We start from the raw sequence: 15,493 nt of genomic DNA, 5'->3' as shown, positions 1-15,493 counted from the left end.
AAGGCGGTGAAATAATGGAATTTATTAAAACTTATTACGGCGTTAATATGGAAACTAAATCAGGTCAAATTGTAGTTGAAGGTCCTATCCCACCTGAGCAATTAGAAAAACTAAAATTCCATGAGGATTTAACAGCTTTTCGTGTTGCTAAACAACAATTTAAAGCGTTAATAGGAATAGCCAAATTACCTGAAGGACGTATTATTATTGCACGTAATGAGGATACCATCGTCGGTTATGCTACCTTTTTATACCCTGATCCATTAGAACGTTGGTCAGAAGGGAAAATGGAAAATTTAATTGAGCTTGGAGCAATTGAAGTCATACCAGATTTTCGCGGAACAGGTGTAGGTAAACAAATACTTCGCGTATCTATGATGGATGATGCGATGGAAGACTATATCGTTATTACAACCGAATATTATTGGCACTGGGATTTAAAAAGAACAGGACTAAATGTTTGGGAATATCGTAAAATCATGGAGAAAATGATGAATGCGGGAGGTCTGGAGAATTTCGCCACGGATGAACCTGAAATCTCTTCACACCCTGCGAATTGCCTAATGGCACGTATTGGTAGTAGAGTTGATAGTGAATCAATTCAAAGGTTTGATCAGCTACGTTTTAAAAGCCGTTTCATGTACTAAACAACTAAACAAAGGGGATTTTGTCTATGATTGTTGAAGAAATCATGAATTCAACTGTGTTCTCCTTAAAGCCATCCAACACTATTAAGGAGGCTGTTCAACTACTAAAAAAAGAACAGATTCGTCATTTACCTATTACAAATATAGCTAATGAAGTTATTGGCCTAGTGACAGAAAGGGATATAAAAAACGCGCTTCCTTCTTCCCTGCTCAAAATACCAGACGAAGGTATCTATGACCAACCATTAGAAAATATTATGACAAAGAATATAATTGTTGGTCATCCACTTGATTTCGTCGAAGAAATCGCCATTATTTTCTATGAACATCGCATCGGTTGTTTACCTATCATCAGCGGTGGTAAATTAGTAGGAATCGTAACAGGAACAGACTTACTCTATAACTATATTGAGTTAACTGGAGCAAACAAACCAAGTTCACATATTGAAATTCGTGTACCAGATATCGTTGGCATATTATTTGAAGTAACAAAAGTATTCCATAAGCACCACGCGAGTGTATTAAGTGTCTTAGTATATCCAGATAAAGAGTTTGATGAGATGAAAATACTATCTATTCGAGTAAAAATCATGAATCCTCTTTCCATCATTGAGGATTTACGAAAAGAAGGGTTTGAGGTGCTATGGCCAAATATGCCGGGCATGAAAATGTAGAAAAAAACGCCGTATTCATCTACTCAGATAATCAGCTTGGATATAAATTTTCAGACACTCATCCTTTTAATCAAAAAAGACTAACTTTAACAGTTGATTTACTAAATGAACTTGGTGCCTTAAATAAAGCCGATATTGTTGAACCACGTATCGCAACAGATGAAGAAATTCTTCTCGGTCACGATTCAAAGTATATGGATATAGTAAAAAAAGCTGGCCACGGTGAAATAACAAATGAACAGGGTGAGCAGTATGGCATCGGCACAGAGGATACTCCCATCTTTCCATTTATGCATGAAGCGAGTGCTCATATCGTTGGTGGTACATTAACTGCATGCGATTATGTGATGCAAGGAAAGGCAAAGCATGCTGCTAATTTAGGTGGTGGACTTCATCACGGCTTTAAAGGTCGTGCATCGGGATTTTGTATCTATAATGACAGCACTGTAGCCATTAAGTATATGCAACAAAAATACAATGCTAGAGTACTCTATATCGATACAGACGCACATCATGGTGACGGTGTTCAGTGGAGCTTCTACGATGATCCAAATGTGTGCACTATTTCTATTCACGAAACAGGTCGTTATCTATTTCCTGGCACTGGAAACGTTACAGAAAGAGGAACTGGTGAGGGTCATGGTACTTCCTTCAATTTACCAATTGATGCTTTTACAGAAGATGAGTCATTTTTGGACATCTATGAAACAGCCTTTAGAGAAATAGTCGATCATTTCAAACCAGATGTGATTTTGACACAAAATGGTGCAGATGCTCATTATTTTGATCCCTTAACTCATCTGTATGGTTCGATGAAGATTTATAAAGAAATTCCACGAATCGCTCATGAGCTAGCTCATGAATATTGTGATGGCCGCTGGATTGCAGTAGGTGGTGGCGGCTATGATATTTGGCGTGTAGTTCCAAGAGCATGGTCACTTATTTGGACAGAAATGACTGACCAAAAAGCTCCTGATGGGCCGCTTCCGTCTGCTTGGTTAGAGAAGTGGCAGACCGAATCTCCAGTCACCCTAATTCCTACTTGGATGGATCCAATTAATATGTATAATGAAGTGCCACGAAAAGTAGAAATCACCGAAAAAAATCATCAAATTTTAGAAAAAGCATTGTACCTGATTCGTTCTATCAAAAGCTAAACGTACATAAAAAGGATCGCTCCTATCGTCTTTCACACGATGCTAGAGCGATCCTTTTTTATTTAAGTTTTTATTTTACTGAATCTCGTTCTTCAATGCGGTGTGGAAGTATAACAATTCCTTCTTCCACTGTTTCTTTGTTCATAAATTTAGTTAAAAGGCGCATTGAAACCGCACCTATATCATACAGCGGTAATACAACACTTGTTAATTGAGGACGTACCATACGTGCTAGCTTCGAATTTTCAAAACTAATTACTTCAATATCGTCCGGTACTTTCTTACCTGCATCTTGTGCACCATGGATAATTCCTATGGCTAGCTCGTCACTACCTGCAAAGAAGGCTGTTGGTGCATTTTCAAGCTTGCTTAACTCTGACCAATCTTCGATACCACTATCATAAGAATCTTCATTAGCTATAACAAGATTGTCAGCTAATTCAATTCCGGCTTCTTCTAATGCTCTTTTGTAGCCAGCAAATTTATATTCTCGGTTTATCGTAGAAGTGAATGGTCCTGACACGAAAGCAATTCGTTTATGGCCATTATCTATTAGTCGGCTAACAGCTTCATAAGCGGCTTGTAAATAATCTATATTTACAGATGGTATTTCTTGTGTTCGGTCAATTGAACCTGCCAAAACGATTGGTACAGGGGAATGTCCCATTTTATCTAATAACTCTTCTGTGACTTGCTCGCTCATCAAAACAATTCCATCAACTTGCTTACCATACATATTATCTAATAACTGAAGTTCCTTCTCTTCTCGTTGATCAGAATTGGATAAAATAATATTATAGCGATACATTGTCGCGATATCTTCAATACCTCTAGCAAGTTCAGCATAGAAAATATTGGATATATCCGGAATGATAACGCCTACTGTCGTTGTTTTTTTACTTGCTAAGCCACGAGCAACCGCATTTGGTCTATATTCTAAGCGTTCAATTACATCAAGAACTTTTTTTCTAGTTGACGGCTTAACGTTTGGGTTGCCATTGACGACACGTGAAACTGTCGCCATAGAAACATTTGCTTCACGTGCAACATCATAAATTGTAACGGTCACTTGATGACCTCCTTTTCTTTTCTTCTTTTTATGATACGACAATTAGCAAAGATTTTTCAACAAAAGAAAGGTGACGATTCTAGTAATTCGAATCGTCACCCCCTATTATGCTTGTATTTCGTAAGATTTCATGAACTTTTGTAGAGTTTCGTAGAATTCATCGAATTGTGGAATGCTCATTTGTTGTTGAGCATCCGATAATGCTACTGCTGGATCTGGATGAACTTCTGCCATAACACCATCTGCTCCAATAGCAATGGCCGCTTTAGCACATGGTAATAGTAAATCACGACGACCAGTTGAGTGCGTTACATCTACAAATACTGGTAAATGTGTTTCTTGTTTTAAAATCGGAACAGCTGAAATATCTAATGTGTTACGTGTCGCTTTTTCATATGTGCGAATACCACGTTCACATAGAATAATTTGATCATTACCTTTTGAGATAATGTATTCTGCAGCATTGATGAATTCATCAATTGTTGCTGCTAAACCACGTTTTAAAAGTACAGGTTTATTTGTCGCTCCCGCAGCTTTTAATAATTCGAAGTTTTGCATATTACGTGCACCTATTTGGATAACATCGATATGATCTAGCGCTTCATCCAAATGTGATGGTGTAACAATTTCAGAAACTACAGCTAAACCGAATTCCTTTGAAATTTGTTTTAAAATTTTCAAACCTTCAAGACCTAGTCCTTGGAAGTCATATGGAGATGTACGTGGTTTGTAAGCTCCGCCACGAATCATTTTCAGACCTTTTGATTGAATCGATTCAGCAACTGCTGCTACTTGTTCGTAAGATTCTACCGCACATGGACCAAATACGAATGTTGGTTCTCCAGAACCAATTGCTTCTCCGTTAATATTCACAATTGTATCCTCTGGTTTCCGTTTACGAGATACTAATAATTCTTTTTTATGATCTGTTTCTTGTAATTTTAATGCTGATTTAAAGATTTCTTTGAAAATATGTTCAATCGTACCTTGACTAAGTGGACCTTCATGATTTTCTTTCAAAAGGTTCAACATATGTCTCTCACGAAGAGGATCATAACGATTAACACCTTGTTTTTCTTTAATCTTACCAATTTCTTGTACGACTTCTGCACGTTCGTTAATTAAACTTAAAATTTCAAGGTTTAATGCGTCTACGCGGTCACGTAAGTGATCTAAATTTTGATGACTCATTGCGTTTCTCCTCACTTCCTCGTATCAGGTACTTTCAGTAGACTGAAAACTGTGATACATTTTTAGATAATATGAATATTATAATCAATATTTTTACAAAAGTCACGCAATATTTCTTTAACGCTTCAACGCGGCGAAGTATATTGCTTTAAATGCACATGAAAGGACGTGGCAAAACACGATGTCTAAGCTATTTGCATTAGATATAGGTACACGATCTGTAGTTGGAATAATTATAGAAGAACAAGGTGAAAATTTCCACGTTGTCGACTTAATGATTGAAGAACACAAGGAACGTGCTATGGTAGATGGTCAAATACATAATGTATTACATGTAGCTACTTTAATAGAGAAAATTAAAACTCAACTTGAAGAGAAACACGGCCCTCTTCATAAAGTAAGTGTTGCTGCTGCCGGTCGAGCCTTAAAAACTGAACAAGCTGCTGTCACTATTAATATAAAAAACCGACTTGCTTTCACTGAAGATGATATCAGCCGTTTAGAATTAGCTGCTGTTCAACAAGCCCAGCAACAACTATTACAAAATAAAGAAGATAAAAATAATACTAGTCATTATTATTGTGTTGGCTATTCAGTTTTATACTACCGTTTAGACCAAGAAGAAATTGGCAGTTTAATTGACCAACAAGGCGAGGAAGCTTCAGTTGAAGTAATTGCCACCTTCTTACCAAGAGTCGTCGTAGAATCGCTGTTAGCTGCTCTTAAACGTGCAAATTTAGAAATGGAAGCATTAACCCTTGAACCAATTGCAGCCATCAATGCGTTAATTCCTCCCACAATGCGCCGATTAAATGTCGCTCTAGTGGATATAGGTGCAGGTACGTCAGATATCGCCATTACAGATAAAAGTACAGTTGTAGCTTATGGAATGGTACCTACAGCTGGTGATGAAATTACAGAGGCGTTAAGTGACCATTACTTACTAGACTTCCCAGTTGCTGAAAAAGCAAAAAAAGAAATGGCTATGCAAGAAGAGATTAATATTCAAGATATATTAGGCTTCGATCAGTTTTACCCACGCTCTGAAATAATGGAAAAATTACGTCCAGCAGTCGTACAACTTGCTACAGCGATTGGCACTGAAATTTTACGATTAAATAACCAAATTGCTCCAAAAGCCGTTTTACTAGTAGGTGGTGGCAGTTTAACACCGGATTTACCAATGGAACTTTGCAGAGTTTTAGAGTTACCAGAAAATAGGGTGGCAGTTCGAGGGATTGATGCCATTCAACAACTCACAAGGGAGGATCATGTGCCTGCCTCTCCTGAACTTGTAACACCTATTGGTATTGCCATTGCCGCAAAACGAGCACCAATAAAATATATGACGGTCGAAGTAAATAAACAAATCATCCGTTTATTTGAATTAAAAGAGATGACTGTGTCAGACGCATTACTTGCAGCCAATGTTTTAGCTACAAAATTATACGGTAAACCAGGTCTAGCTCTTTCAATTAAAGTAAACGATCAGGATATCTTTATACCTGGTGGTCATGGTAGTCCAACTGAAATTTTCGTCAACGGTAATAAAGCAAACACCAAACACCTCATACAAAATGGTGATATCATCGAGTTAAAAGAAGGCGAAAACGGAGCACCTGCTCAAGCTTCGGTAAAAGATATATTAGATGATGCTGGTGTTAAAAAAGTATACATCCAAGATTTATCATACGAAATACAACCGAAAATCACGGTAAATGGCCAATCAGTCTCCTCGGATACGCAATTGAAAGATCGAGACATTGTTTCTATTAAAACAGCCGATACCATAGAAGAAATTTTGTATTGGACTAACAATCAAGCCTTTATTAAACGAATAACACCATTTACAATTTTCATTGACAACAAGCCAGTAAATTTACCTGAATTCGCGAGTAGTTTATCGCTTAATAGTCTTCCGACAAAACTTCACTATGCTATGAAGCACAATGACCGCATAACCATCCAAATGACCGAATTGCCGACAGTTGAACTAATCGCTAAGCGCCTTAATATCCAAATAGAAGATCGTATAATTGTAACATTCCAAGATGAAACATTAGAGTTGAATAAAAATTGTATAACCGTTTATATCAACGGAGAAATTGCACATAAATCAGACGTCATACCAAACGGTGCTAAAATTCAATTTGTAACAAAAGATACTAGTAACTGGATTTACCAAGATGTATTCCGTTTTTCCAATTGGCAATTACCTACAGATTTCAAAGGCTCATTTTCAATATTACGTAATGAAAAACCTTCAAAATTCGATGCAGAAATCTTCGGTGGCGATCGACTTTCTATTACATTAAATAAAGTAGAGCAAGAAATCTTATAAATAACGAAAAAAAGCTGTCTCAAATGTTCTAATAACGAACTTTGAGATAGCTTTTTACTTATGAATACATTATCTGTTTTTTGACGCTTCAGCTTTTGCTTCTTTCGTTACAGACTCGACTACTTCTACTGCTTCTTCAAGAGCCAAACTTACCGCCGTCGGCTCATTAGTTTCTGCTTCGTATTCTGCAATCGTTTTTTCCATAGTTTCCATGATATCTATCGGCTCTTCGCCTTCAGAAGAAGCCGTTCCATCATCCAATGGCTGAGTTGTTTTAGATTTGATTGATTTTACTTTATCAACTAATTGACCTGATTGTTCTTGTAGTGTTTTTGAAATTTGAGCTGATTTTTCCTTTGCAGTGGAAGAAAGCTCAATGCTTTTTTCTTTAATTTGGCTAGCTTGTGTTGCCACATCATCACGCAATTCTTTACCTGTTTTAGGAGCTAAAAATAACGCTGCAGCAGCCCCAACAATACCACCGACAAATGCGCCAATCACAAAATCTTTTACATTTACATTTGATTCGTCATAGAGAGATTCAGTTTTATGTTCATAAGGTTGTGGTAAGTAAGCATTCACTTCCGAACCCTCAATTCCTTGGTTACCATAAACATCATAATTATTTCTCACATCATTGTAATTCGGTTTTTGTTCTGACATACCTAGCGCCTCCCAAAATCTTATTTTCTTCTTTTTCGCTTAACAGTTTCATCTAGTGTATTCACCGTAACTGTTTCACCGTTTGCTTTACGCTCTTTCATCTTACCACGTATTCCCATAAAAGCGTTACTCCATTGAATAACTTGAGCAATCTGATCGCTGTTTTTCGAAACGTTTGAATAAATAGAAGATGTTACTTGTTGTACTGAATTATTCAATCCATTTACTGAATCACCAAAACCTTTAACGGCTTGAACTACGGTATTCAGTTGTTTAGATTTATCCTGAATATCCTCTGCCAAACTATTTGTTTTTTCTAACAAGCCTGTTGTCTCACGTGTAATTCCTTGCATTTGACCTTCAATTCCAGCCATTGTATTCGCTACATTATTCAACGTTGTTTTCAACGAATTTAATGTCATTGTTAAACCAATACATAAAACAAGGAACCCTATAGCCGCAACTAGTGCTGCTATATACAAAATAACTATCATCTTACACCCTCCTAACTATATACATTTAAGTTCCCACAAAATGAATGTATTTAAACATAACATATTACAATACATTCAACAAAACATTGCTAAATCCTGCTAATCATCATCACTATACTACAAAAATAAAGAATTTTCCATTAAAAAAACAGCTCAGCCTCAAGAAGAGGTTAAACTGTTTTTTTATATATTTTCACTTGTATTATGCGTCTTTTTCTAATAAATGAGCTTCAAATGCTTCTTGGAATTTGTGCACATCGCCTGCACCCATAAACAAGAATACAGATTCTTTATGCTCTATTAAAGAAGGTATATTTTCTAACTTCAATAATTTACTGCCTTCAATTAGATCTACTAAATCTTGTATAGACAGAGCACCTGATTTTTCACGCGCAGAGCTGAAAATATCACAAAGATAAACACTATCTGCTTCACTTAAACTATCCGCAAAATCTTGTAAAAAAGCTTGAGTACGTGTAAATGTATGTGGTTGGAAAATAGCTACAACTTCGCGATTCGGGTATTTTTGTCGTGCAGATTGAATCGTTGCTCTAATCTCTGTAGGATGGTGAGCATAATCATCAATTAATGTACGAGCGCCAATTGCTGTCTCAGTAAAACGACGTTTAACACCATCGTAAGTACTTAGGCGAGCTTGAATCGTTTCCGCTGGAACTCCTTCATAATGGCATAAAGAAATCACGGCAAGTGTATTTAATACATTATGATCTCCAAACATTGGAATATGGAATTTACTATAAAATTCGTTGCGTACGAAAACATCGAAGGTAGACCCTTCAGTTGTTTTTTCTACATTACGCGCTTCAAAATCATTTTCAGAACCAAAGCCGTAAAATACTACTGGTACATTAGCTTGAATTTTTTGTAAGTGTTCATCGTCACCACAAGCAATAATAGCTTTTTTCACTTGTAATGCCATTGATTGAAACGCATCAAACACATCTTCTATGTCTTTATAATAGTCAGGGTGATCAAAATCAATATTCGTCATCACTGCATAATCTGGATGATATGCTAAGAAATGACGGCGGTATTCGCATGCTTCCATTACGAAGTTTTGAGCGCCTACTGCCCCGCCACCAGTACCATCACCAATTAAAAAAGAAGTCGGCTTGTCTCCTTCTAACACATGAGACATTAAACCTGTTGTTGAAGTTTTACCATGGGCTCCTGTAATAGCGACTGATGTATATTGTTCTAAATATTTCCCTAGGAATGTATGATAACGAATTACTTCTACACCGATTTCACGGGCTTTTACTAACTCTGGGTGCTCGTCCGTAAAAGCATTACCCGCAATTACAATCATTCCTGGTTGAATGTTGTTCTCATCAAAAGGCAAGATGGTAATATTGCGCTCTCTTAGAGGATCCTCTGTAAAAAAGTATGTTTCGATATCGGAACCTTGAACCGTCTCACCTGAATCAAATAGAATTTGTGCAAGTGAACTCATTCCTGATCCTTTAATTCCTGTAAAATGATAAACTGTCATGTTGAAACCTCCCGGGAAAGTTTCCTTACCCTTGATTAATCAAATCTTTAAAACATATTACATTATAGCATGGATTACTACACTTCTAAAATAAACGATAATTCCCACTCTTTCACTTTTATTATTTATAAGTAATAAGACATTAGTCATAAATAATTTACATTTCATCATATCCGTTATTAAAGAGATTCTCTAAATCTTGTGTTTTCAAAAAAACATCACGTGGTTTTGTACCTTTTGACTCTGAGATAAATCCTTGAGCTTCCATCATGTCTACTAATCTGGCTGCTCGATTATAACCGATATGGAATTTTCGTTGTAAAGAAGATGTAGAAACTGTACCTTGCTCACAAATGTGTCGGCATGCTTCTTCAAATAACTCATCTTGTTCCTCAATAGCCTCAGCTTTTCTCAACAATTCTTCTTGTTCAAAAATATATTCCGGCTCGCCTAGCGATCGCATATAGTCTGTCACAGCTTCTATTTCTTCATCCGTTACGAATGTACCTTGCACACGAATAGGCCCAGACATTCCATTACCTAAGTACAGCATATCACCACGACCTAATAATCGCTCCGCTCCTTGGCTATCTAATATTGTACGTGAATCAATTTGAGATGATACAGAGAAAGCAATACGTGTCGGAATATTAGACTTAATTAGCCCCGTAATAACGTCTACAGATGGGCGTTGAGTTGCAAGTACTAAATGTATACCACAAGCTCTTGCTTTTTGAGCAATTCTACAAATAGCTTCTTCCACATCAGTAGGAGCCATCATCATTAAATCTGCTAATTCATCGATGACAATCACTAAATATGGCATTTTTAATGAAAATTTTCGTTCTTCTTCAACCATTGCATTGTATCGAGTAATATCTCGCGCGCCAACATGTGCAAACAACTGATAACGTCTTTCCATTTCCTCTACAGCCCATTTTAAAGCTGCAGTAGCTGCCTTGACATCGGTAATCACCGGGCTCACTAAATGAGGAATATGATTAAATGCAGCCAATTCCACCATTTTAGGGTCAATTAAAAGCAGCTTCACATCTTGTGGGCTAGCTTTTAATAATAGACTAACCAAAATTGAGTTAATACAAACAGATTTACCAGATCCAGTTGCCCCTGCAATTAATCCATGAGGCATTTTACGAAGATCAAGCGTTACCGGTTTTCCTGTTAAATCTAAACCCAACGCTGCTTCAAGAGGCGAATCTGAATCAATAAATAACTGGTCACCAACAATCTCAGAAATACGCACTGGTCGTGATTTTTGGTTTGGAATTTCAATTCCGATTGAGCTCTTACCTGGAATCGGAGCTTGAATACGTATATCCCTAGCAGCTAGAGCCAGTTTCAAATCATCTGCTAAATTACGTATTTTACTCACCTTGGTACCATGACCAACTGTAATTTCAAATTGCGTTACTGCAGGTCCTTGCACAATTTGAACAATCTCTCCTTTTACTTGAAAATATGAGAGTGCCTCAATTAGTTTCTCACCTTGCATATCCATCCATTCAAAATCCTCTGTCTTTTCCTCTGGTGACTCTAAATATTTTAGAGATTCGTCAAGGTTTTCGTTAATGCGTGATGGCATAGGCTCTTCAATTTCAGGTTCGATGACTGGCTCTACTGTTGTCGCCGCAACTTCTTGATTATCAGACACCGTATATGTTTCTAATATGGGTTGTTGTATAGGGTTCTCTGTAATACTCGTTGCAACAGGCTGCTCTTTTACGACTAAAGGGAGAACAGTTTCTTCTACGCTCGTATTTAATAATTGCTTAGTCTTTGCTTCTTTCAGTGCCCATTTCTCTTTATCTGTTTTTAACATAAGAACATTAAATGGAAGTTTACTTTCTTCTTTTTTTACTGGCTCTTGGTACTCTTCCTCTTTTGAAGATGGTTCCTCTATTTGTTCTACTTTTTCAGATGGCTTTATAGTTGCTTCTACAATTATATCTTCTGATTTTAAAAGCTCATCTTCAGGATCTTCCGCTCGGCGAATAAGTTCTTCGACAATGGCAGGTTTTTCTTCTATAGTAATCTCCTCTATGGAAGTTTGTGCCTGCCCAACTAATTTTACTTCTAGATTTTGATCTACGATTTCATTCAGCTCTTTAATTGCAACAGGTATTAGCTGTTGTTGGATTGGCTCTTCACCAGTAGTTGGAGAGGCAATTTCCTCACAATCACTATATTGATCATTTACTTCTTCCATTTTTATAGTCGATTCAGTTATACCCTCTTCAATAGCAACTTCAAGAGGCTGTTCTTCCATTACTATTATTTCATCAATAGCTTGGTCTACATTCACTTCTGTTTCAGCAATTACTTGAGTTTCTTCTATTTCTGCTTCAACAATTTTTTGGACTTCTTCTACTATTGTTTCAACAACTGTTTGGGCTTCTTCTACTTTTGTTTCAACAGTAGCTTGAACTTCCTCTACTTCTGTTTCAGCAATTGCTTGGGCTTCTTCTACTTTTGTTTCAACAGTAGCTTGAACTTCCTCTACTTCTGTTTCAACAGTAGCTTGAACTTCCTCTACTTCTGTTTCAGCAATTGCTTGGGCTTCTTCTACTTTTGTTTCAACAGTAGCTTGAACTTCCTCTACTTCTGTTTCAGCAATTACTTGAGTTTCTTCTACTTCTGCTTCAACAATTTTTTGGACTTCCTCTACTATCGTTTCAACAACTGTTTGGGCCTCTGCTGTTTCTGTTTCAACAGTAGCTTGAACTTCTTCTACTTCTGTTTCAACAGTAGCTTGAACTTCTTCTACTTCTGTTTCAACAGTAGCTTGGGCTTCTTCTACTTTTGTTTCAACAGTAGCTTGAACTTCCTCTACTTTTGTTTCAACAGTAGCTTGAACTTCCTCTACTTTTGTTTCAACAGTAGCTTGAACTTCCTCTACTTTTGTTTCAACAGTAGCTTGAACTTCCTCTACTTTTGTTTCAACAGTAGCTTGAACTTCCTCTACTTTTGTTTCAATAGTAGCTTGAACTTCCTCTACTTTTGTTTCAACAGTAGCTTGAACTTCCTCTACTTTTGTTTCAACAGTAGCTTGAACTTCTTCTACTTCTGTTTCAACAGTAGCTTGAACTTCTTCTACTTCTGTTTCAGGAATTGCTTGGGCTGCATTCATTTCTGTTTCAGGAATTGCTTGGGCTGCATTCATTTCTGTTTCAGGAATTGCTTGGGCTGCATTCATTTCTGTTTCAGTAATAACTTGAGCTTCCTCTAGTTTTGTTTCAACAATGGCATGTTCTTCTGTAGCAGCGGTGTGTAGTGACTCCATTACTTCTACAGTAACCTGTTTTGTTGCTTCTAAATGATCATCAGTCTGTTTTAGTTCATTGGATTCATGGCCCTCTAGCTGGTCATGAGTAGAACGCAAAGGTGGCTTTTGAAAACCATAAACGGGTGAAGGTACATTTGTAGGTTTGAACTTTTGCTTTTTTACTTGCTCTGGCTTTGTGGTAGTCACAGTTTCAGTTTCACTCTCAACCGATCTACGACCTAGTGAAGAACTTGGTCGTTCCCTATAAGAAGCGGTTGTATCATAATTTGGCTTTGGGTTAAATGGATTAATACGCTCTTGTTTTGATGGCACCTCGTTATACCCATTCTTCACTATTGGTCTCCGCTGCTCTCGTGTTTCGAATCGAGCTGACTCCTGATATTGCTGTACCTGATTTTCAAATGGTGACCTTCTATTTTGCGTTGTTGTTTGATTTTGAGAAGACGGTTGGAAACGATCTCGTTTTTGCTTTTGTCTCTGTTCTTGCCATTGATCTGGTTGAACGGATTGTGGCTTTGGTCTAACTTGCTTATTCGATGGTAGTGGCGCTTGCTTGCTTGGAGTTTCCTTCTTTATCATTTGCGAGCGCTCTGAATCAGATATAACCGGGAAACGGAAAGCATCTCTTTTACGTAAAAATGCGGGTATAGAATCTTCTTGTTGTACTGTTTCAAACTCTTGTTCTATATAGTCTTCATATGTATCTTGTATTTTAATTCTGTCATTATTAATCTTTTTTTCATTATCATATTCTTCGATTTCGTCACCCATAATACGAGCAACTACATTTTTAAACCACTTCATAAGAATCACTCTTTTCCAAATCGTTGCATTCATTTTATCAGTAATAACGCCAAGTATGCAATGAGAAGCGAAAGAATGCACTAGAAAATTACCATTTTTCTCAAATTCATTTCGTATATTAATATAATTATTTCTTTTTTGTTACAAAATAAAAAATCGACATACCTATAATTCGGTATGTCGATTTAATAATATTTTATTTAAGCTTGAAAAGGTGTACCTACAATTGCATCATCTTCAAGCACTAAAATACCTTTTACTTGCGGAGCGTTTGGTATTGCTAATTCGCGAGCTGAACAAATCATTCCAGAAGAAGGAACGCCACGTAGCTCAGCATCTTTGATTAACATACCTGAAGGCATTACTGCTCCCACTTTAGCTACAACCACTTTTTGACCTGCTTCAACATTTGGAGCACCACATACAATCTGTAATGTTTCATCTCCAACATTTACTTTACAAATATTTAATTTATCTGCATTCGGGTGTTTTTCTTTTTCTTCAACAAGACCAACGACAAATTTAGGTGTTAGGTCAACATCTAAATTTAATGTTGCGCCATTCTTAAAGATAGCTGCATCAATTGCTGCTACTAGCTCTTCCGTAATTTCAACGTTACCTTGTTGTTCGATTTGCAAATATTCACTTGCATTAAAAAGGTTAAACCCTTTTACTTCGCCAGTAGATTCTTCTTTTAATAGAACTAAATCTCCGTGCTTTTCTAACACAGTTTTTACGATTGCTTCTGTCGATAATTGAACGAGTAAAACGTCTCCAACATAAGCTTTGTTGTATGATACGATCATTTTTTCTCTTGCTCCTTTTTCACTCTGTTTTTAGCTAATATAAAGATGGGTTCTAAATCGCCATCTTCATAAATAAATGACAGTGATGTAATTGGGACAGTGCCTACTGTAAAGAAATGCATAGTCATTTGTGCTAGTACATCATATCCTGCTTCATTACGAATATCTCCTATGATTAGCACGTCTTGATGCGGTACTGACACAGTCATATCCCCTTCAATCTTACCACGCATTTCCTTTAAAAAGGTATCATTTAAAATACGACTTGCATCATAACCATCATTTTCATTTAAAAAATAGAAAACATTTTCAGCTACTACGTCTTTTTTAACTTTCGTATTCAGCTTTCTTATTTGAAAGCGTGCAGCTTCTGTTATTTGCTCTGTTGATACATTTAGCTTGTCTAGCATATCGACATCGATTAGGCGGTAAGTATTGCCAAGGTCAAGAGCATAGTAAATACGTGTCTCTGCTGTGTGATCAGTAGTAACGAAAGCATGACCATCTTTTGATTTTTTCGGAAAAGATGTGGAGCGAATGATTGGGAAAATATTATCTATGTTCTCAAATCCTTCTGCATGCTCTTTTTCCATTGCTGAAAATGTCTCTTGAATTGTGTAAATTACTTCATCAATTGCAAGTTCTTTTTTCGTTTCATATTTAGAGAGGATACCTGGTAAAGATATGTCCATTCCTTTACCTAGCTCTTTATGATCTAATCTTAATTTGTTGTGTTTTTCATCAAATTGCCATTCAAAGTGAGTATCACTCAATCGTTCTTGTAGCTTTTTGACTAGCTCTTTAGATTTCAACTGCTTCAACTCCCTTTA

At 36.7% G+C, this 15,493-nt stretch carries 12 protein-coding genes; 4 read left to right on the top strand and 8 right to left on the bottom strand.

The features are described from left to right. The first annotated feature begins 14 nt into the window (after positions 1 to 14). Genes MHH98_RS04745 through MHH98_RS04735 form a run of 3 tightly spaced genes read left to right on the top strand, consistent with a single transcriptional unit; the run spans position 15 to position 2,478 of the window. Positions 15 to 647: a GNAT family N-acetyltransferase gene (locus MHH98_RS04745; protein ID WP_038187885.1), complete on the top strand. Its 633-nt coding sequence runs from the start codon at positions 15 to 17 to the stop codon at positions 645 to 647. A 26-nt stretch (positions 648 to 673) separates the two neighbouring features. Then, positions 674 to 1,321 (top strand): acetoin utilization AcuB family protein, encoded by a 648-nt coding sequence (locus MHH98_RS04740; protein WP_038187887.1) that lies wholly within the window; start codon positions 674 to 676, stop codon positions 1,319 to 1,321. Continuing rightward, complete coding sequence (locus MHH98_RS04735; protein WP_038187890.1) at positions 1,291 to 2,478, top strand: acetoin utilization protein AcuC; 1,188 nt, start codon at positions 1,291 to 1,293, stop codon at positions 2,476 to 2,478. The genes MHH98_RS04740 and MHH98_RS04735 overlap by 31 nt, the downstream gene beginning before the upstream one ends. 70 nt (positions 2,479 to 2,548) lie before the next feature. Here MHH98_RS04735 and ccpA read toward each other — a convergent pair whose 3' ends face one another. Together ccpA and MHH98_RS04725 are read right to left on the bottom strand one after the other, a co-directional pair. Continuing rightward, entirely contained in the window at positions 2,549 to 3,547 is a 999-nt protein-coding gene (gene ccpA / locus MHH98_RS04730; protein ID WP_076034305.1) for a catabolite control protein A, read from the bottom strand. A gap of 105 nt (positions 3,548 to 3,652) precedes the next feature. Continuing rightward, the gene (locus MHH98_RS04725) at positions 3,653 to 4,738 is read right to left on the bottom strand and encodes a bifunctional 3-deoxy-7-phosphoheptulonate synthase/chorismate mutase (protein ID WP_038187896.1); all 1,086 of its coding nucleotides are present in this window, start codon (positions 4,736 to 4,738) and stop codon (positions 3,653 to 3,655) included. A 181-nt stretch (positions 4,739 to 4,919) separates the two neighbouring features. Between MHH98_RS04725 and MHH98_RS04720 the strand changes: the two genes are divergently transcribed. After that, positions 4,920 to 7,079, top strand: coding sequence for a cell division protein FtsA (locus MHH98_RS04720; RefSeq protein WP_038187899.1), 2,160 nt, complete (start codon positions 4,920 to 4,922; stop codon positions 7,077 to 7,079). A gap of 69 nt (positions 7,080 to 7,148) precedes the next feature. Here the strand turns inward: MHH98_RS04720 and MHH98_RS04715 are convergent, their stop codons facing one another. The 6 genes from MHH98_RS04715 to MHH98_RS04690 all read right to left on the bottom strand — a co-directional run bounded on the left by MHH98_RS04715 (position 7,149) and on the right by MHH98_RS04690 (position 15,475). Continuing rightward, entirely contained in the window at positions 7,149 to 7,742 is a 594-nt protein-coding gene (locus tag MHH98_RS04715) for a YtxH domain-containing protein (RefSeq protein ID WP_051448785.1), read from the bottom strand. A gap of 20 nt (positions 7,743 to 7,762) precedes the next feature. Beyond that, positions 7,763 to 8,236, bottom strand: coding sequence for a DUF948 domain-containing protein (locus MHH98_RS04710; protein WP_038187904.1), 474 nt, complete (start codon positions 8,234 to 8,236; stop codon positions 7,763 to 7,765). A gap of 202 nt (positions 8,237 to 8,438) precedes the next feature. Beyond that, the gene (murC, locus tag MHH98_RS04705) at positions 8,439 to 9,749 is read right to left on the bottom strand and encodes a UDP-N-acetylmuramate--L-alanine ligase (protein ID WP_038187915.1); all 1,311 of its coding nucleotides are present in this window, start codon (positions 9,747 to 9,749) and stop codon (positions 8,439 to 8,441) included. Positions 9,750 to 9,906: 157 nt separating this feature from the next. Next, complete coding sequence (locus tag MHH98_RS04700; protein ID WP_340712256.1) at positions 9,907 to 13,857, bottom strand: DNA translocase FtsK; 3,951 nt, start codon at positions 13,855 to 13,857, stop codon at positions 9,907 to 9,909. Positions 13,858 to 14,057: 200 nt separating this feature from the next. Further along, a complete protein-coding gene (ytpR, locus tag MHH98_RS04695) occupies positions 14,058 to 14,663 on the bottom strand; it encodes a YtpR family tRNA-binding protein (protein WP_340712255.1) in 606 nt (201 codons plus the stop codon). Then, the gene (locus MHH98_RS04690) at positions 14,660 to 15,475 is read right to left on the bottom strand and encodes a DUF1444 domain-containing protein (protein WP_038187918.1); all 816 of its coding nucleotides are present in this window, start codon (positions 15,473 to 15,475) and stop codon (positions 14,660 to 14,662) included. Before MHH98_RS04690 ends, ytpR begins: the two co-directional genes overlap by 4 nt. Between the last annotated feature and the right edge of the window lie 18 nt (positions 15,476 to 15,493).

The organism is Viridibacillus sp. FSL H8-0110, assembly GCF_038003565.1.
GTDB lineage: Bacteria > Bacillota > Bacilli > Bacillales_A > Planococcaceae > Viridibacillus > Viridibacillus arenosi.
Note: the sequence above shows the minus strand (reverse complement) of the source record. Positions and strands in the feature narration are given on the sequence as shown.